Source organism: Kitasatospora sp. CM 4170 (assembly GCF_032110285.1).
Taxonomy (GTDB): Bacteria; Actinomycetota; Actinomycetes; order Streptomycetales; family Streptomycetaceae; genus Kitasatospora; species Kitasatospora aburaviensis.
The window spans coordinates 7277687-7295442 of the sequence record NZ_CP134877.1 but is presented as its reverse complement, the minus strand read 5'-3'; the positions used below and the strand labels follow the sequence as shown (position 1 = coordinate 7295442).

At 73.2% G+C, this 17756-nt stretch carries 15 protein-coding genes and 1 tRNA gene; 3 read left to right on the top strand and 13 right to left on the bottom strand.

Translation table 11 applies throughout. The features are described 5' to 3' along the window. The 12 genes from RMN57_RS30765 to RMN57_RS30710 form a co-directional block, all read right to left on the bottom strand. Positions 1-690: a 1-hydroxy-2-methyl-2-butenyl 4-diphosphate reductase gene (locus tag RMN57_RS30765; RefSeq protein WP_313766556.1), complete on the bottom strand. Its 690-nt coding sequence runs from the start codon at positions 688-690 to the stop codon at positions 1-3. Then, a complete protein-coding gene (gene shc / locus RMN57_RS30760) occupies positions 687-2777 on the bottom strand; it encodes a squalene--hopene cyclase (RefSeq protein WP_313766555.1) in 2091 nt (696 codons plus the stop codon). The genes RMN57_RS30765 and shc overlap by 4 nt, the downstream gene beginning before the upstream one ends. Positions 2778-2784: 7 nt before the next feature. Continuing rightward, entirely contained in the window at positions 2785-3873 is a 1089-nt protein-coding gene (locus RMN57_RS30755) for a polyprenyl synthetase family protein (protein ID WP_380233500.1), read from the bottom strand. A gap of 137 nt (positions 3874-4010) precedes the next feature. Beyond that, entirely contained in the window at positions 4011-5444 is a 1434-nt protein-coding gene (hpnE, locus tag RMN57_RS30750; protein ID WP_313766554.1) for a hydroxysqualene dehydroxylase HpnE, read from the bottom strand. A gap of 175 nt (positions 5445-5619) precedes the next feature. Then, positions 5620-6477 carry a presqualene diphosphate synthase HpnD gene (gene hpnD / locus RMN57_RS30745; RefSeq protein WP_313768025.1) on the bottom strand — a complete coding sequence of 286 codons (858 nt, stop codon included), beginning with the start codon at positions 6475-6477 and terminating at the stop codon, positions 5620-5622. Between the two features lie 41 nt (positions 6478-6518). Further along, positions 6519-7454: a squalene synthase HpnC gene (gene hpnC, locus RMN57_RS30740; RefSeq protein WP_313766553.1), complete on the bottom strand. Its 936-nt coding sequence runs from the start codon at positions 7452-7454 to the stop codon at positions 6519-6521. A gap of 349 nt (positions 7455-7803) precedes the next feature. Further along, complete coding sequence (locus tag RMN57_RS30735; RefSeq protein ID WP_313766552.1) at positions 7804-8613, bottom strand: ABC transporter ATP-binding protein; 810 nt, start codon at positions 8611-8613, stop codon at positions 7804-7806. Beyond that, positions 8606-9547, bottom strand: a complete 942-nt coding sequence (locus tag RMN57_RS30730; RefSeq protein WP_313766551.1) for an ABC transporter permease — start codon at positions 9545-9547, stop codon at positions 8606-8608. Before RMN57_RS30730 ends, RMN57_RS30735 begins: the two co-directional genes overlap by 8 nt. A gap of 184 nt (positions 9548-9731) precedes the next feature. Beyond that, positions 9732-10577, bottom strand: coding sequence for a glycosyltransferase (locus RMN57_RS30725; RefSeq protein WP_313768024.1), 846 nt, complete (start codon positions 10575-10577; stop codon positions 9732-9734). Between the two features lie 53 nt (positions 10578-10630). Continuing rightward, the gene (locus RMN57_RS30720) at positions 10631-11368 is read right to left on the bottom strand and encodes a CDP-alcohol phosphatidyltransferase family protein (RefSeq protein ID WP_313768023.1); all 738 of its coding nucleotides are present in this window, start codon (positions 11366-11368) and stop codon (positions 10631-10633) included. 91 nt (positions 11369-11459) lie between these two features. Then, positions 11460-12521 carry an iron-containing alcohol dehydrogenase family protein gene (locus RMN57_RS30715; protein WP_313766550.1) on the bottom strand — a complete coding sequence of 354 codons (1062 nt, stop codon included), beginning with the start codon at positions 12519-12521 and terminating at the stop codon, positions 11460-11462. After that, positions 12509-13264, bottom strand: coding sequence for a phosphocholine cytidylyltransferase family protein (locus tag RMN57_RS30710; RefSeq protein WP_313766549.1), 756 nt, complete (start codon positions 13262-13264; stop codon positions 12509-12511). Before RMN57_RS30710 ends, RMN57_RS30715 begins: the two co-directional genes overlap by 13 nt. A gap of 531 nt (positions 13265-13795) precedes the next feature. Between RMN57_RS30710 and idi the strand changes: the two genes are divergently transcribed. After that, positions 13796-14452: an isopentenyl-diphosphate Delta-isomerase gene (gene idi, locus RMN57_RS30705; RefSeq protein ID WP_313766548.1), complete on the top strand. Its 657-nt coding sequence runs from the start codon at positions 13796-13798 to the stop codon at positions 14450-14452. Between the two features lie 147 nt (positions 14453-14599). On the opposite strand, the gene RMN57_RS30700 is transcribed toward idi, so the two are convergent. Continuing rightward, positions 14600-15106: an ATP-binding protein gene (locus RMN57_RS30700; protein ID WP_380233497.1), complete on the bottom strand. Its 507-nt coding sequence runs from the start codon at positions 15104-15106 to the stop codon at positions 14600-14602. Between the two features lie 331 nt (positions 15107-15437). On the opposite strand from RMN57_RS30700, the gene RMN57_RS30695 reads away from it, so the two are divergent. Next, a tRNA-Leu gene (locus RMN57_RS30695) sits at positions 15438-15522 on the top strand. A gap of 397 nt (positions 15523-15919) precedes the next feature. After that, positions 15920-17605 (top strand): APC family permease, encoded by a 1686-nt coding sequence (locus RMN57_RS30690; protein ID WP_313766547.1) that lies wholly within the window; start codon positions 15920-15922, stop codon positions 17603-17605. The last annotated feature ends 151 nt before the right edge of the window (positions 17606-17756 follow it).

The window sequence follows — 17756 nt, the reverse complement described above, 5'->3', positions numbered from 1 at the left end:
CTAGCTCGCCTCCTGGGGGATCGAGGGTGTGGGGTGGGTGAGGGCGCCGGGTGCCGGGCGCCGCCGGTCCGGCCGGTTCTGTTCGTGCCAGTCGACCAGCGCGGGCACGGCGGCCCGCAGCGTGCGCCAGGCCCGGACGCCGGCCGGCAGGGTGCCCGGGCGCAGCAGTTCGTGTTCGGGGGTGTCGACCACCACCCGCAGGACGGCCGCGGGCAGCACCGGGCGGAGTTCGTGCAGGGCGGCGAGGACGGCGGCGGCCTCCATGTCGACGGCGAGCGCCCCCTGCAGGTGCAGGGCGCGCCGTTCCAGGCCGCGCACCACGTGGTCGGCGGTGTGGTGGGTGCCGGTGTGGGCGGTGAGGCCGCGCGCCGTCAGGGCCCGGGTGAGGTCCGGGCCGGAGTCGACGGCGAAGTGGTTCCCCTCGGCGTCGCGCACCCCGTCCGCGACGATGATGTCGGCGGGGGCCACACCGGGCCCGACGGCGGCGCCGAAGCCGGCCACCACGACGGCGCCGTAGCCGCCGGGGGCCGAGGTGAGCAGCCGTCGTACGGCGTGCGAGGCGCGCCGCCGCCCGACGCCGGTGCGCACGAGCACCGGTGGACCGCCGGCCGCGCCGCGCCAGTCCCCTCCGCGCAGGGCCCAGACCTCGGGGCCGAGCGCGCAGAGCACCAGCAGCGGGGCAGGGTTCACCGGGCCGCCCCGATCGCCGGGGTGCCGGTGGCCGGGCGGCCGGTGGCGGGGTTGCCGTGCAGGTACCGGCCCAGTGCGGTGACCGGGAAGACCAGCCGGTACAGGTGGTAGTTGATGGAGAAGTCCCAGGGGAAGCCGGTGCCGGTGAACTGCGGTTCGTCCCAGGTGCCCTCGGGCAGCTGGGTGCGGACCAGCCAGTCGACGCCGCGCTCGACCGCCGGGTTGGCCCGGCCGTCGGGGCCCTCGCCGGCCGCGAGCAGGGCCATCAGCGCCCAGGCGGTCTGCGAGGCGGTGGAGTCGCCGCGCCCGGCCCAGCGGACCGGGTCGTCGTAGGAGCGCATGTCCTCGCCCCAGCCGCCGTCGGTGTTCTGCCGGTCCTCCAGCCAGCGGACGGCGCGGCGGATCGCGGGGTGCTCGTCCGGGACGCCGACGGCGACGAGGGCGGGCAGCACCGAGCCGGTGCCGTAGATGTAGTTGGTGCCCCAGCGGCCGAACCAGGAGCCGTCCGCCTCCTGGTTGCGCAGCAGCCACTCGACGCCCCGCCGGGTGCGCGGGTCCTTGGCCTTGCCGACCTCGGCGAGCATCTCCACCACGTGCGCGGTGACGTCGGCGGACGGCGGGTCGACCACCTCGCCGAAGTCGCAGAACGGCAGCTTGTTGGGCAGGGTGCTGGTGTTGTCGACGTCGAACGCGCCCCAGGCGCCGTTCTTGGACTGCATGCCGAGGTTCCAGCCGACGCCGCGGTCGACCGCTCCGCCGACCTTGCCGGGGTCGGGGTGGTGGACCCGGCGCAGCGCGAGGACCACCTCGGCGGTGTCGTCGATGTCGGGGTAGGTGTCGTTCTCGAACTCGAAGGCCCAGCCGCCGGGGGCGAGCGAGGGCCGCTGCACGGACCAGTCGCCGCGCCGGGTGATCTCCTCGGCGAGCATCCAGTCGACGGCGGAGACCAGGGCGGGGTGGTCGGCCGGCAGCCCGGCGTCGACCAGCGCGATGGTGGCCAGGCAGGTGTCCCAGACCGGGGACTGGCAGGCCTCCAGCCAGCGGCGGCCGTCCTCGGTGTGCACGGTGAAGCGGTCGAAGGAGGAGAGCCCGGCCTGCATCACCGGGTGGTCGAGCTCGTAGCCCTCCAGGTGCAGGGCGATCAGCGAGTAGACGGCGGGCGGCTGGATGCCGCCCCAGCAGCCGTCCGCCTCCTGGCGTTCGACGATCCAGCGGCAGGCCTGGGAGACGGCGAGCCGGCGCAGCGGGCGCAGGGCCCTGCGGTGGTAGGCGTGCAGGACCTTGTCCAGGCGTTCGAAGACGCCGTCCCAGCTGGTGGCGGGGGCGAGCGGGCGCTCGGGGAAGGGGTGGTCCGGGTCGGTGTGCAGCTCGCTGAGCGGGAAGGGCGCGGGGCGGACCGGGCGGTGGGCCGAGACGATGGTCAGCGGCACGATGGTCTGGCGGGCCCAGCAGCCGAAGGCGTAGATGTTCAGCGGGAGCCACTTGGGCAGGAACATGATCTCGGGCGGCATCTCGGGCAGCCGTTCCCAGGGCCACCAGCCGAAGAGCGCGAGCCAGATCCGGGTGAAGACCCGGGCGGCCGCGATGCCGCCGGCGGATCTCACGTAGCGGGCGGCGGCGGCCATGTGCGGGTCGTTCGGGTCGTCGCCGGCGAGTCTGAGGGCGACGTAGGCCTCGACGGTGGTGGAGAGCTCGGGCGGCCCGCCGTGGAAGGTGGACCAGGTGCCGTCCTCCCGCTGTTGGGAGCGGATCCACTCCGCGGTGGCCTTGGTCTGGTCCTCCGTCCGGATCCCGAGGAACTGCCGGAGCAGTAAGTCCTCCGCGTCCATGGTGACGTTGGTTTCCAGGTCTCCCTTCCACCAGCCCTCGGAGCTCTGCAGCGAGAGCAGGTGGGTGGTGGCCCGGGCCAGGGCCTCCTCGGCGGAGGCGGGCCCGGGCGGCTGGTCGGGCGCCTCGGCCGCCCGTACCGGCTCGGGCCCCGCGGGCTGCCACCGGCCGGCGCTCAGCAGCGCCGGCGGGCGGTCGCCCACCGCGACCGGCTCGGAATCGTACTCAGGGTCGAGCCGGCCGTCCGCGGTTGCTGTCAACGTAACGTCACCTCTCTCGTACCACCACGAATTCGGCGAGTGCGACGAAGTGCTCGCGCACCGCGTCGGGCATGGGCACCTCGTCCAGGGCGGCGAGGGCAGTCGTGTGCTGGCGGCGGGCCTCTTCCCGGGTCCAGGCGCGGCCGCCGGCCTCCTCGATCAGGGCGGCGCGGGCGGCGAGCTCGGGCTCGCTCTCCTCGCCGCGGCCGGTCGGGTCGGCCAGCTGCTCGGCGAGCTTGCGGGAGGCGGCACCGCCCTCCGCGAGGGCGGCGGCGACCGGCAGCGACTTCTTGCGCTGGCGCAGGTCGCCCCAGTGCGGCTTGCCGGTGACCTCGGTGGCGCCCCAGATGCCGAGCAGGTCGTCCACCGCCTGGAACGCCAGGCCCAGGTGGTGTCCGTAGCGCTCCAGCGCGCCCGAGACGCGGTCGTCGGCGCCGGCCAGGACGGCGCCGATCGCCGAGGCGGCGGCGAGCAGGGCGGCGGTCTTGCCTCCCTCCATCTCCAGGCACTCGTTGACGGTGACGCTGTCCCGCTGCTCGAAGGCGACGTCCATGGCCTGGCCGTCGATGAGTTTGCGGGTCGCGGTGGTGAGCAGGCGGACGGCGCGCGCGGCGTCGGTGGCGCTCGCGTCACCGGAGGTGGCCGCGTCGAGCAGCACCTCGGTACCGAGCGTCGCCAGTGCGTCGCCGACCAGGATCGCCTGGGCCGGACCGAAGACCGTCCAGGCGGTGGCCCGGTGCCGTCTGGTCTCGTCACCGTCCATCAGATCATCATGGAGCAGGGAGAAGTTGTGCACCAGTTCAACGGCCACCCCGCCGGGTACGCCGGCCTCGGCCGGAGCGCCCACGGCCTGGGCGGAGAGCAGCGCCAGGGCCGGGCGGACGGCCTTGCCGCCGTCCCCCGCGGACGGCGTGCCGTCCCGGTCGATCCAGCCGAAGTGGTACGCGGCAACGGTGTCCATCGGTGCCGCCAGACGGGCGACGGCGGCCTTCAGCGGCGGGGTGCAGAGCGTTCGGCTACGGGCGAGCAGTTCCGGCACCGAGACCGGTTCGGCGTGCGCCGTGCCTCCGACGGCAGTGCCGGTGCGTGACTCCACGTGCGTTCCCTCTCCCTGGTGGTGCCGGGCCGCACGGGACGGCCGGGCGCTTGCGATGTCGATGAGACCGGTACGGCCGACGGCGGCGGACCCGCCGGCTCTCGCGGGGTCGCCGGGGCCGGCGGCGGGGCCCTGGGTCACCTGGGCCACCTCCCGTCGCCCCGGTCCACCGGGAGCCGGGTGCCGGCGGCGGCCAGCGCGGCGTCGGCGGCGGCGTGGCCGCTGCGGACGGCGCCTTCCATGGTGGCGGGCCATCCGGTGGCCGTCCACGCGCCGGCCAGCAGCAGGCCCGGGACCCTCGTCCGGGCGGACGGCCGCACGGCGGCGGTGCCCGGGGCCGGGTCGAAGGTGGCGGTGCGTTCGCGGGTGACGAAGAAGTCCAGCACCTCGGCGCCGCCGGCGGCCGGGAGCAGGCGGGCCAGCTCCGGCAGGTAGCGGCGGCGCAGCTCGGCCACCGGCAGGTCGATCTCGTCCTGCACCGCGGACTGCGAGAGGGCCAGGTACTGGGCGCCGGGGTGCGCCCGGCCGAGCGCGGTGCCGGCCAGGCCGGAGTGCTCGGTGCGGTCGAAGACCCACTGCACCGGCGAGCCGAGCGCGGCGAAGAACGGGCGGCGCAGCACCTTGCGGTCGTAGACCACGTGGACGTTGAGGATCGGCGCGGTGCCGAAGCCGGCCAGGCGGTCCTGCCCGGGGACGGCGTCCGGCGGCAGCAGCGCCACGGCGGTGTCCTGGGCGCCGGCCAGCACCACGGTGTCGGCGGTGAGCAGCTCGCCGCCCTCCAGCCGGACGGCGTGCTGCGGCGCGGCCGGCTTGAGCTCGGCGGCCCGGGCGCGCAGCAGCACCGTGACGCCGGCCCGTTCCAGCTCGGCGAGCGCCCGGTCGTGGTGGATCCGGCCGAGCGGGACGGCCGCCATGCCGATGTCGGAGGCACCCGGATCGGAGAGCAGGCCGGTCTTGAACACCATCGCGGCCAGCGCCAGCGACACCTGGTCGGCCCGGGCGTTCAGGGTGGCCACGCCGACCAGGTCCCAGAGGGCGGCGACGGTCCGGTCGTTCTGCCCGTTGCCGCGCAGCCAGGCGCCGAAGGAGACGGCGTCCAGGGCCGGGTCGGCCAGGTCCAGGCCCTGCAGCGCGAGCGCGCCGCGGACCACCCGGGCGCGGTCGGCCGGGCCCAGGTGCGGGTAGCGGGCCAGGCTGCCGGCCAGGTGGAGCGGGACGGGCAGGCCGGCCCGGCGCAGCCGGCCCAGGGTCCGCTCGGGAGCGCCCTCGGGGCCGGAGACGCCGAGCACCGGCACGTCCAGCCGGTCCTGGAGGTGGACCAGCCGGCCGGCGCCGAGGCGGTCCAGCAGGCCGCGGTAGGCGGTGCAGCAGCGCAGGTAGACGTGCTGGCCGTTGTCGACGGTCAGCTCGCCGCGCTGGAAGGAGAAGGCCAGGCCGCCCAGCCGGGGGCGCCCCTCGACCAGGGTGACCCGGTGGTCGGCCTCGGCCAGCCGCAGCGCGGCGGTGATGCCCGCGAGGCCGCCGCCGACGACCACGGCGGCCGGGCGCGCGGCATCGGCTCGCCCGGTCATCGGCCCTCCCCCTCGCATCCGGCGCCCGGCCGGACGGCGGCCGGGGCGCTCGTGGTCAACACGGTCGTGGCCGAGGCGGCCGCGCCCGGCACGGTCGTGCCCAACACGGTGGACAAAACGGTTCCACCCATCAGTGATTCCCCGCTGACACAGCGTGACAGAACTGCGGCAAGAATCAAGAACGCCCCCCGGCGAGCCCGGAAAGCGCCACGTACGCCTTCTCCCAGCCCGGCAGCGAGACCCGGCCGCGCAGCACCGACTCCGGGTCGGCGGCGATCCGGCCGAGCAGCCGGTGGTAGATGCCGGCCATCGCCGCGGTGCAGGCGCGGCTGCGGCGGTCGAGCATCGGCAGCAGCCGCAGGCCCTCCTCGAAGGCGGCCTGGGCCCGGGCGGCCTCGAACGCCACCAGGCCGGCGAAGTCCGCCCCGGCCGGCGGCCTGGACAGCGCGAAGCCCTGCTGGCAGCCGAACCGCACGAGGTCCTCGGCGGGCAGGTACGTCCGGCCGTTCAGGGCGTCCTCGCGCAGGTCGCGCAGGATGTTGGTGAGCTGCAGCGCCAGGCCCAGGGTGTCGGCGTACTGCGCGCCGCGCTCCGGGTCCTCGCAGCCGTAGACGCCGAGCGAGAGCCGGCCGATCGCGCCCGCGACGCAGCGGCAGTAGACCTTGAGCTCCTCGTACGTCTGGTACTCGGCGCCCTTGAGGTCCATCTCGACGCCGTCGATCAGCTCGTCGAAGCCGCCGAGCGGGATCGGGAAGCGCCGGGCGGCGTCGGCCAGGGCGACCTTGATCGGGTCGGTGTCGTCCTCGGCGACCACGCCGGCCCGGATCTCGTCCAGCAGCTCGCGGGTGCGCAGCAGCGCTTCGGCCTTGCGGTCGTCGGGGAGGTCCCCGTCGCCGATGTCGTCGACCCGGCGGGCCAGGGCGTACAGGGCCGACATGGCCAGCCGCTTCGGCTCCGGCAGCAGGCGGATGCCGTAGCTGAAGTTGCGGGCCTGCAGTCCGGTGACTGCCTCGCAGTACCGGTACGCCGCCATGACCTGCGCCGACGCCAGTGGTGATGCCGCCACTCGGGCGTTCACCTTCCCTTCGCGAAGATGGCCGCCGCCTTCGCTGCGAGGCGGCGCTTGTCCGGCTTCGCCTGCTGGGCGAGCACGTCGTACCCGGCGTCCTCGATGGCCGCCAGGGCCGCGTACCCCCCGGCGGTGAATCCCGCCAGGAGCAGTCGAAGCCTCCCCCGAACCGTACCTACCAATGGCGCGCCGCGGTCGAGCAGGGTGCGGGCCCGCTCCGCCTCGAAGGCGATCAGCTCGCGGACCGCGCCGCTGGCGGTCGGCGCGGCGAGCTCGGCCTCGGTGACGCCGAACCGGGCGAGGTCCTCGGCCGGCAGGTAGATCCGGCCGTGGGAGAGGTCCTCCGCGACGTCCTGGAGGTGTTCGACCACCTGGAGGGCGCTGCAGACGGCGTCCGAGAGCTCGATCCGCTCGGGGGTGGAGCCGCCGGCGATGGCCAGGACGAGGCGGCCGACCGGGTCGGCGGAGAGCGTGCAGTAGCCGATCAGGTCGTCGTAGGTGGCGTAGCGGGTGGTGGTCTGGTCCACCCGGTTGGCCTCGATCAGACGGCGGAACGGCTCCGGGGTCAGCCCGTGCCGGTCCACCACGGGGACGAGGGCGCGCAGCAGCGGGTGGCGGGGGGCCTCGGCGGCCGCGGGGTGCAGGGCGGACTCGAAGACCCGGTCGAGGTCCTGCTCCAGTCCGTCGAGCAGGGCGAGCCGGAAGGCGGTCTCCGCCGCAGTGGGCGGGCCGCTCTGGGCCGAAGGGGTGGCGGGGGGCCGTTCGGCCACCCCGAGCAGCCGGGCGGCGGCGCCCGGGTCGGCGAGGTCGCCGTCGCCGGCGTCGTCCACCAGCCGGGCGAAGCCGTAGACGGCCATCAGGTCTCCCCGCCAGGCGGCGGGCAGGAAGAACGGGGCGACGGGGAAGTTCTCCGCGTTCGCCTTGTCCAGCGTCACCCCCATCGAACGGTCCGCTGGCTCACTACTGGGCTGGGCCGAAGCCGACACTGCAGTCACTCCCCCGTTCTACACCGCTCCGCACGCCCGGCCCGAGTCGGACACGCGTCCGATACCGGGAGTCCCGTACGACACACCACCCCCGCGCCTTACAGCCTGACACCACCGGCCGCGCCGGAGAAGGGCGCCCCGCCCGGCGCACGGGGCGCTCACCCGGGCAGCGGCGGGCCACCCGGGCGACCGCCCCGAAGGCGCCCGAACGCCCGCCCGGCGCCCCGGGCGGGCCCGGGAACGCCGCAGGGGCCGGTGACCGGGTGTCCCGGTCACCGGCCCCGTGCGTGCGGGCCGGGCGGCGCTACGGGCGCTCGCCGCGCTCGTACCGGCCGACGACCTCCTCGGTCGGGCCGTCCATGACCAGCTCGCCGGCTTCGATCCAGATGGTCCGCTCGCAGACCTCGCGGATCGATGCGTTGTCGTGGCTGACCAGGAAGACCGTACCGGCGGACTTGCGCAGCTCGTCGATCCGGGCCTTGCTCCGCTGCTGGAACGACTGGTCGCCGGTGGCCAGCGCCTCGTCGATCAGCAGCACGTCGTGGGTCTTCGCCGCCGCGATGGAGAACCGCAGGCGGGCGCCCATGCCGGAGGAGTAGGTGCGCATCGGCAGGGAGATGAAGTCGCCCTTGTCGTTGATGCCGGAGAAGTCGACGATCTCCTGGTAGCGCGCCCTCACCTGGGCGGGGGTCATACCCATGGCCAGGCAGCCGAGCACGACGTTGCGCTCGCCGGTGAGCTCGTTCATCAGGGCCGCGTTGACGCCCAGCAGCGAGGGCTGGCCGTTGGTGTAGATGGCGCCGCGCTCGGTCGGCAGCAGGCCCGCGATGGCCGCGAGCATGGTCGACTTGCCCGAGCCGTTGGAGCCGATCAGACCGATCGCCTCACCCTTGTAGGCGGTGAAGCTGATGCCCTTGACCGCGTGCACCTCACGTACGCCGGCGGCGCGCTTGCGGCTGATGATGCGGCTCATCGCGGAGGTGGCGCTGCCCTTGCCGGAGCCGGCGCCGTGCACCTTGTAGACGATGTGCACGTCGTCGACGACCACGGTGGGCTCGCGCGCCACGTCGGTGTCCTGGATGCTCAGACCCTTGCGCAGATCGGTGTCAGCCACGGCCGTACTCCTCCTCGGCCTTCCAGAAGAAGACGTATCCGACGACGAACATCCCGACCGCCCAGGCGATGCCGAACTTCCACTGGTGCGCCGGGAACTCCTGGTGCGCCGGGAGGTGCTTGTTGTAGATGACGGGGGCGAAGGCGTGCCGGACCAGGTCCATGTAGACCGAGGCCGGGTTGAGCTGCATCACCTTCTGCCAGAACGGCGGCCAGGTGTTGATCTTGTCCTGGATGCTGAACATCACGCCGGACAGGAACATCCACGCCCGCATCGCGAACGGGATCAGCTGGGAGATGTCACTGGTCTTGGAGCCGATCCGGGCCATCACCAGGGCGATGCCGGTGTTGAACATCGACTGCAGGAGCAGCGCCGGGACCACCAGGACCCAGGTGCGGCCCGGGGCGATCCCGCTCGCCAGCACGACGCCGACCAGCACGACCATCGAGATCAGCAGCTGCTGGAGCTGGATCACCGTGAAGGCGATCGGCAGCGAGGCGCGGGGGAAGTGCAGGGCGCGGATCAGCCCGAGGTTGTCGGCGATCGCCCGGGTGCCGGACTGCACCGCGTTCTGGGTGAACTGGAAGACGAAGACACCGATGCAGAGCCAGGCGGTGTAGGTGCCCTCGGGGAAGTTGTCCTTGCTCTTCAGGATCACGCCGAAGACGAGGTAGAAGACCGCGCAGTTCAGCAGCGGGGTCACGACCTGCCAGAGCTGGCCGAGCTTGGCGTCGGTGTACTGGGCCACCAGGCGGGCGGTGGCGAAGGCCCAGATGAAGTGCCGGCGGGCCCAGAGCTGCTTGGTGTAGGCGACCAGGCCGGGTCGTCTGCCACTGACCGCCAGGCCGTACTTGTCCGCAAGCTGCTTGGGGGTCAGGCCTGCGTCCGCCCCCCTCGGGGCTGAGAGGCTGACGGGTTCACTCACTGTCGACACATTCGTCCTTCGCGCGGGATCGGGTCGGGGCGGGCCGGTCGGCGGGGGTCCGCCGGCCTTTCGCCGAGGGGGATCCACTCGGATCACGGGGGTTGCGGCCGGTGCTGGTCCACCGGCCGGTGCGATCGGCCTGCCCTGCGGCTCGCGACGCAGTGGCAGGCCGTCGCTTCGGTCGTCTGGCGGATCAGACGACCGGCGGTCGGCCCAGCCTGGTCAGTTGCCAAACGGTACGCCATCGCATGGGCCGCCGCTTACCGCAGGGTTCGCGCCAGCCCGCCCGGAACCCGCCCCACCAGGCCTTCAGCGCCTCCTTGGAGGGGCGGCGGGCCAGCGTGAGCAGGAACCAGGTTCCCAAGTAGAGAGGCACCAACAGGGCCGGAAGGTTCCGCCGGGCGAGCCAGACCCTGTTCCGGGCCACGTTGTGGAAGTACGCGGCGTGCCGAGCGGGCGAGGTCGCCGGGTGGTACAGCACCACGTCGGCGCGGTAGTCGATGGCCCAGCCGGCGTCCGCCGCGCGCCAGGCGAGGTCGGTCTCCTCGTGCGCGTAGAAGAACTCGGCGGGCAGCTGGCCGGCCTGCTCGAACACCGTGCAGCGCACCGCGCTCGCACCGCCCAGGAAGGTGGTCACCCGGGAGGACCGCAGCGGGTCGCTCGCCCGCAGCCGGGGGACGTGCCGGCGCTGGGTGACGCCGGTCTCGGGATCGGCGATCCGGAAGCTGACGATGCCCAGCCGCGGGTCGGCCGTGAAGGCCTCGCGCAGCAGCCGGGCCGAGTCGGTGCCCGGCAGCAGGCCGTCGTCGTCCAGGAAGAGCACCGCGTCGACGTCCCGGCCGTCCTTGCCGAACAGCTCGATGCCGACGTTGCGCCCGCCCGGGATGCCGAGGTTCTCCGGCAGCTCGACGCTGCGCACGTCGCCGGGGAGGGACGGCAGCGGGGCGCCGTTGGCGACCACGGCCAGCTCGACCCGCGGGCCCTCCTGGGCGCGGACCGAGGCGATCAGGGCGTTGAGCTCCTCCGGCCGGTTGCCCATGGTGATGATGACCGCGCCGAGCCGGAAGGTGTCGGCCCCGGTCTGCACGGCGCTCACCGCAGCCTGCTCGAAAGGACGATGCTCAGCAGGTGGAGCACGGTCTGCAGCATGGCGATCGCGGCCAGCACGACCACCGCGAGCCGGGTGAAGAACAGCCCGCCGTGCACGGCGTCCGCGACGCCCGCGGCGAGGATGAACAGCGAGGCCTCGACCGCACCCACCAGGCGGTGGAACTTGAGGACGGAGGCCGCGCGGCGGGCCTTGGCGACGCCGGCCGAGCGCGGCACCGAGGCGCTGTCCTCGACCGCGGTCATGCCGCTGCGGGCGCGGGCCACGTCCACCAGGTCGGTCTCGGACTTGATCAGGATCGCGCCGAGCGCGGCCAGGGTGCCGAGGAAGGCCCACTCCCAGTGCGAGCCGCCGCCCTCGCGGTGCAGCAGGTCGGTGGCGCGCAGGCCGAGGCCGGTGAGCAGGGCCGCCTCGGACATGTAGTGACCGACCCGGTCCAGGTAGACGCCGGTGAGCGAGGTCTGCCGGCGCCAGCGGGCGACCTCGCCGTCGACGCAGTCCAGGAGCAGGTAGACCTGGATGAGCAGGGCGCCGAGGACCGCGCCGACGAGGCCCGGGACGACGAGCGCGACACCGGCCAGGATGCCGGTGAACATCATCAGGTAGGTCAGGCCGTTGGGCGTGATCGCCGTCATGGTGGAGAGCACGCGGGTGATCCGCAGCGAGATCTTCCGCATGTAGAGGCGGCCGGCCCAGTGCTCCGCGCTGCGGCGCTGGAGCATGCCCTCCGGGTGGATCACCGCGCGCAGCTCCTCGATGGAGGGGCGGCGGGTGAGGTCCACCGGGGCCGGGGGAGAGCCCTTCGTGGCGGGGTCAGCTGTTGACGGCTTGGACATAGTCGGCGTACGCGTCCCTGATGGCTGAAGGGGAGAGGTCGAGGTGCTCGAGGATGGTGAAGCGGCCCGGACGGGTGTTCGGAGCGTAGTGCACCGCTTCGGTGAACTCCGCCTCCGTGAAGCCGATCTGAGCTGCGGTCACCGGCAGCCCGTGGCGCGCCAGGCGCTCCACGATCAGACCGGTCAGCTCGCGCTCGCCCCGCAGGAAGCTGGCGAAGGCGGCCCCGAGGCCGACCTGCTCGCCGTGCTGGGCGGACCGCTTGGGATACAGCACGTCCAGGGCATGCGAGATCTCGTGGCAGGCGCCCGAGGAGGGCCGGGTGCTGCCCGCGATGTTCATCGCGATGCCGGACAGTACCAGGGCTTCCGCGAGCGCAGTAAGGAGGTCCTGATCCTGAAGGTTTCCTGGGTGGCGCAGCAGGTTCTCGCCGGCCGAGCGGGCCATCGCGACGGCCAGTCCGTCCACCGGTTCACCGGTCACGGCCTGCGACAGCTCCCAGTCGGCGCAGGCCGAGATGTTGGAGATGACGTCGCCGATCCCGGCCGCCACGAAGCGCGGCGGGGCCTGCCGGATCACGTCCAGGTCCACCACGATCCCGATCGGGCTCGGCACCCCGTAGGAGCCCCGGCCGGCGTCGTTGTCGAGGGTGGAGACCGGCGAGCAGATGCCGTCGTGCGCGAGGTTGGTGGCGACCGCGACCAGCGGCAGGCCGACCCGCGCCGCGGCGTACTTGGCGGCGTCGATGATCTTGCCGCCGCCGAGGCCGACGATCGCGTCGTAGTGCCCGCCGCGCATCGCCTCCGCCAGCCGGACCGCGCTGTCCAGGCTGCCGTCGTCGACGTTGTACCAGTCGGCACCGGGCAGGGCCGGCTCCAGCCGCGCGCGCAGCACCGCCCCCGAGCCGTTGCTGATCGCCACCGCGATCCGGCCCGAGGCGGAGAGCCGCTGGTCGGCGAGGATCCCGCCGAGCGCGTCCAGCGCGCCCGAGCGGATCTCCACGAAGACCGGCGACGGCACCAGCCGGGTCAGTACTGGCACGCGATCTCCCGCGCCTTGGCCAGGTCGTCGTGGTTGTCGACCTCGACCCAGGACACCTCGCCGATCGGCTGCACGTCGATCCGCAGGCCGCGGTCGACCATCTCCTGGTAGCCGTCCTCGTAGTACAGCTGCGGGTCGCGCTCGTAGGTGGCGCGCAGCGCGTCGGTGAGGTCGGCGGCGGCGGCCGGGTTGATCACGGTGACGCCGATGTACTCGCCGGTGGCCTCGGCCGGGTCCATCAGCTTGGTGATGCGGCGCATGCCGGCGGCGGGGTCGACGACGACCTTCATCTCCTCGTCGGCGAGCTTCTTCACCGTGTCGAGGGCGAGCAGGATGCCGGGGGCGTCACCGCTCTCGGCGAGCCGGGCGTTGCCCTCCAGCATGGTCCGCTGGACGGAGGCCGGGTGGACGGTGTCGCCGTTGGCGAGCAGCAGGCCCTCGGTGAAGAGCTCGCGGGCGCACCAGAGGGAGTAGGCGTTGTTCCACTCCTCGGCCTTGTCGTTCTCGACCAGGGTGAGCTTGACGCCGTACTTCTGCTCCAGCGCCGCCTTGCGGTCGTACACCGCCTCCTTGCGGTAGCCGACGACGATCGCCGCCTCGCGCAGGCCGACCTCGGCGAAGTTGCCGAGGGTGAGGTCCAGGACGGTCCGCTCCCCGTCGACCGGCACCAGTGCCTTGGGCAGGGTGTCGGTGTACGGGCGCAGTCGGCGGCCGGCGCCGGCTGCCAGGACGAGGCCGATCATGCGGGGGTCTCCTGATCCGTCGTGCTCTGGTGATCCGTTGATCCGTCGTGTCCGCTGGTCCGCCGGTCCGGTGCGGTCCGTGCGGTCCCTCGGTGGGTGCGCTGCCGCCCGTCCGTCCCGCGGGGACGGAGCGCCGCCGGCGCGCGGGTGGCGCGCCGGTGCCGGCGGGGGTGCGGGCACCGCGTCGTATGTGATGGTAGGCGACCGCGGCGACCAGCCCGAACGGGGCCGGGGCCCCGCGCACACCGGGCCCCGGGCGACCGGCGGGCGCTCCGGGCCGGCGCGGCGGGGGTTGTGAAGGAGGAGTGCCGCCGACGTGTCGGTTTCGCCGTGCGTGCACCATCGGATCGAACGCCGGCCGAACGAGACCCGAACGGTTCTGCTAATCCATTGCCCGTTCCGGGGACGGGATCGGACCGGGTTCGGTCATGATCGGCCCGGTTGTGCGTGGGACCCCTGTGCACCGCCACCCGTACGGCAGACTGGAGCACGACGCCACCGGCGCTCCCTTTTGCCCCCGAAAGAGGCCTCATGCCCCAGAGTCTGCCGCCCAGCCCGACGCACTTCACCTCCGAGATCGACACCGGTCTCGACGTGGAGACCGACGTGACGGCCGACCCGACGGCCTCGACCGGGACCGGGGCCGCCGGGCCGGAGATCCTGCTGGAGCTCGTCGACGACGAGGGCGTGACCATCGGCACCGCCGAGAAGCTCTGGGCCCACCAGCAGCCGGGCCGGCTGCACCGGGCGTTCTCGGTGTTCCTCTTCGACCGCCAGGGCCGCCTGCTGCTGCAGCGCCGCGCCCTGGGCAAGTACCACTCCCCCGGCGTCTGGTCGAACACCTGCTGCGGCCACCCGTACCCGGACGAGCAGCCGTTCGTGGCCGCCGCCCGGCGCACCGCGGAGGAGCTGGGCGTCGCCCCGGCGCTGCTCTGCGAGGCGGGGACGGTCCGCTACGACCTGCCGGACGAGGCCTCGGGCCTGATCGAGCGGGAGTGGAACCACCTGTTCGTGGGGCTGGCCACCGCGCCGGTGCGGCCGAACCCGGAGGAGGTGGACGACTTCGCCTTCGTCACCGCGCAGGAGCTGCGCGAGCTGCAGGAGGAGCGGCCGTTCTCGGTCTGGTTCCGGACCGTGTTCGAGGCGGCCCTGCCCGGGATCCGCGAGATCGCCGGCCGGGACTGGTAGGCGCTTCGCCGGGGCCGGGCGCTGCGCCGACGTCCGGTCGCCCACCCGGCCTCGGGCCGGTTTCTGGCCGGCCACCCGACCTCGGGGCGGTCACCCGGCGTCGGGGGGTCACCCGGGCCGGCGTCCGCCACTCCGGCTTCTCGCCGGTCACTCGGCCTCGGGCCGGTCCGCGTCCTGCCGGGGGATGGGCAGCGAGGCCCAGATGACCTTGCCGCCCTCCCCGGTGCGCTCGACGTCGCAGATCCCCCCGGCCTGCAGCGTCACGCTCTTCACCAGCAGCAGCCCGCGCCCACCGGTCCGCCCGGTGTCGCTCTCCAGCGCCTTCGGCCGGTACGGGTCGCCGTCCTCGACCGAGACCCGCACCCAGCCGCCCCGCACCGCCAGCTCGGTGGTCACCTCCGGGGAGAGCTCCGCGGCGTGCGTCACGGCGTTGCCGACCAGCTCGGAGACGATCAGCAGCAGGTCGTCCACCAGCTCCTGGTAGCGCACCCCGGCCATCCCCTGGGCCAGCAGCCGGTCCCGCACCGCATGCCGGGTCCGCGGCACGGAGGCCTCGGCGGCGGGCACCGCGAACCGCCACACCCCCTCGACCGGCCCGGCCCCGGCCCGTCTCGGCCCGGCCTCCGCCGCCCCGCTGATCTGCTCCAGCTCCACGTCCAGCCGCCCTTCGTCCGCGACCCCGGGAATCAGGCGTTCCGCTCATGGCGCCCTCGGTCCACAGAGGCTAGGAGAGCCGCCGGGGGGTCCGGGGCACCGTCGACAACTTGCCCGTGTCGGATCGCTCCCGCCCGATTCCGATCGCTCCCCCCTCTCAACCCGATCGATTCCCGCCCCCGAAACCACCGGTTCGCTCAGATCATCGACCCGTCCCGGCCACCCCCGCGATCCCCACCGGGGAAACGCAGGTGAGAAGCACTCCAGAACCCTGGTAATGTTCTCTCTGTCGCCGAGGGGGCGAGAGAAAAGCCCCCGAAGCACACACCCCGTCCGGGTGGCGGAATGGCAGACGCGCTAGCTTGAGGTGCTAGTGCCCTTTATCGGGCGTGGGGGTTCAAGTCCCCCCTCGGACACCGGCGATTCCCCGTGGGAACTCGAAAGAGATCCCACGGGGAATTTCTCTTTGCGGGGCCCCTTTTGCGGCTCCGCGGTGGGGGCATTGCTGCGGGGGCGCTGCCGCTACAGCGCAATTCCGGCCCGATCCCGGCGCTGTTCCCGATCCGGCCCCGATCCGGCCCCGATCCGGCCACCGGCCCGCTCCGCGGCACGCGATCGCGCACACGCGCCACTCCTCCCGACCGGCCTCCGCGCCGCCGCCACGCCCCTGACCTGCGGGCATCGTGCTCCGATAGTCGGACACGAGATGGCAACGATCGAACGATCTGAGCTTCACCTGAGGCTTTCGCCCGATTTCGCACCATAGTCTGCTCTGCGTTTGTCCTGACCCCGACGAGAGAGAGGACCGATTCGTTGAGCGCGCCCGATTCGACGACGGCATCGACGGCCTCCCATCAGAACTACCGACGTTCGCTCGGCACCATCAGCCTGACCGCGGTCGGGCTCGGCTCGATCATCGGGTCGGGCTGGCTGTTCGGAGCCGAGCGCGCGGCCAGACTGGCAGGCCCCGCGTCGATCGTCGCGTGGGTGATCGGGGCCGCGGTCGCGCTGACCATCGCGCTGACCTACAGCGAGCTCGGTTCGATGTTCCCCAAGGCCGGCGGGATGGTCCGGTACGGCCAGTACTCGCACGGGTCGCTGGCGGGCTACCTGGCCGCCTGGGCCAACTGGATCGCGATCGTCTCGGTGATCCCCGGCGAGGCGACCGCCTCGGTCCAGTACATGAGCTCCTGGGACTTCGGCTGGGCCAAGGACCTCTACGACGGACAGGAGCTGTCCGTCAGCGGCGTCGCCCTGGCCAGCGTGCTGCTTGTCGGCTACTTCGCGCTGAACTGGTTCGCGATCACGCTGTTCGCCAAGACCAACACCGCGATCACCGTGTTCAAGGTCGTCGTGCCGACGCTGACGGCGGGCGCGCTGCTGCTCGCCCACTTCGACACCGCCCACTTCACCGACCACGGCGGCTTCGCCCCGAACGGCTGGAGCGCGGTCTTCACCGCGGTCGCCGTCTCCGGCATCGTCTGGGCCTTCAACGGCTTCCAGTCCCCGCTGAACCTGGCCGCCGAGGCGCGCAACCCCGGCAAGTCGCTGCCCAAGGCCGTGATCGGCTCCATCCTGATCTCCCTGGTGATCTACGTCGCGCTGCAGGTCGCCTTCCTGGGCGCCATCCCGGCCGCGGACCTCTCCGGCGGCTGGGGCTCGCTCGGCTACACCTCCCCGCTGGCCGACCTCTCCATCGCCTGGGGCCTGAACTGGCTGGCGCTGCTGCTCTACGCGGACGCCTTCGTCTCCCCCAGCGGCACCGGCATGATCTACGCCGCCACCACCTCGCGCATGATCCACGGCGTGCAGGAGAACGGACACCTGCCGTCCCTGTTCGGCCGGGTGGACCCGAAGACCGGCATCCCGCGCCCGGCCCTGCTGCTCAACCTGCTGATCGCCTTCCTCTTCCTCGCGGTCTTCCGCGGCTGGGGCTCGCTCGCCGAGATCGTCTCGGTGGCCACCGTGATCTCGTACATCACCGGCCCGGTCGCCGTCATGGCGCTGCGCCGGCTGGCCCCCGAGCTGCCGCGCCCGGTCCGCCTGCGCGCGATGCCGGTCATCGCCCCGGTCGCCATGGTCTTCGGCTCGCTGGTGCTGTACTGGGCCCGCTGGCCGCTGACCGGCAAGGTCATCCTGCTGATGGCGGCCGGCCTGCCGATCTGGGCCTGGTACGAGCTGCGCAAGCCGTTCGCCGAGCTGAAGCCGCACCTCAAGGCGGGTGCCTGGATGGTGGCCTACCTGTTCGTGATGGCCGCCGTTTCCTGGGCCGGCTCCGCCGACTTCGGCGGCCACGGCTACCTGCCGGAGGGCTGGGACCTGCTGATCGTCGCGGCGATCGGTCTCGCCTTCTACCAGTGGGGCGTCGCGAGCGCCTGGGCCAACCCGTCCCTCGCCGCCGTCAAGGCCGAACTCGCCGCCGAGGCCGCGGACGCCGACGAGGACCCCGCCGGCGCCACCCGGCTGCCCCACCAGGCCGGCGAGACCTCACGGGTCTGAGCGGACCGCGCACTGACAAGGGGAGAGGGGTGTGTCGAGCTTGAAGCTCGACACACCCTCTCCCCTTTGCCGGTGCATCCTCATGCATGCCGTGTACCGACACGTGCGGCCGAACGGCCTGCCGCCGGTGTCGACCTCCCGAGGGGTACGG

What these genes read in the sequence shown, in the direction of transcription:
- hpnE (WP_313766554.1), bottom strand. Translation starts at nt 5,444, where the DNA reads ATGACCGGGCGAGCCGATGCCGCGCGCCCGGCCGCCGTGGTCGTCGGC.
- hpnD (WP_313768025.1), bottom strand. Translation starts at nt 6,477, where the DNA reads ATGGCGGCGTACCGGTACTGCGAGGCAGTCACCGGACTGCAGGCCCGC.
- hpnC (WP_313766553.1), bottom strand. Translation starts at nt 7,454, where the DNA reads ATGGGGGTGACGCTGGACAAGGCGAACGCGGAGAACTTCCCCGTCGCC.
- RMN57_RS30725 (WP_313768024.1), bottom strand. Translation starts at nt 10,577, where the DNA reads ATGGGCAACCGGCCGGAGGAGCTCAACGCCCTGATCGCCTCGGTCCGC.
- RMN57_RS30720 (WP_313768023.1), bottom strand. Translation starts at nt 11,368, where the DNA reads ATGCTCCAGCGCCGCAGCGCGGAGCACTGGGCCGGCCGCCTCTACATG.
- RMN57_RS30710 (WP_313766549.1), bottom strand. Translation starts at nt 13,264, where the DNA reads ATGATCGGCCTCGTCCTGGCAGCCGGCGCCGGCCGCCGACTGCGCCCG.
- idi (WP_313766548.1), top strand. Translation starts at nt 13,796, where the DNA reads ATGCCCCAGAGTCTGCCGCCCAGCCCGACGCACTTCACCTCCGAGATC.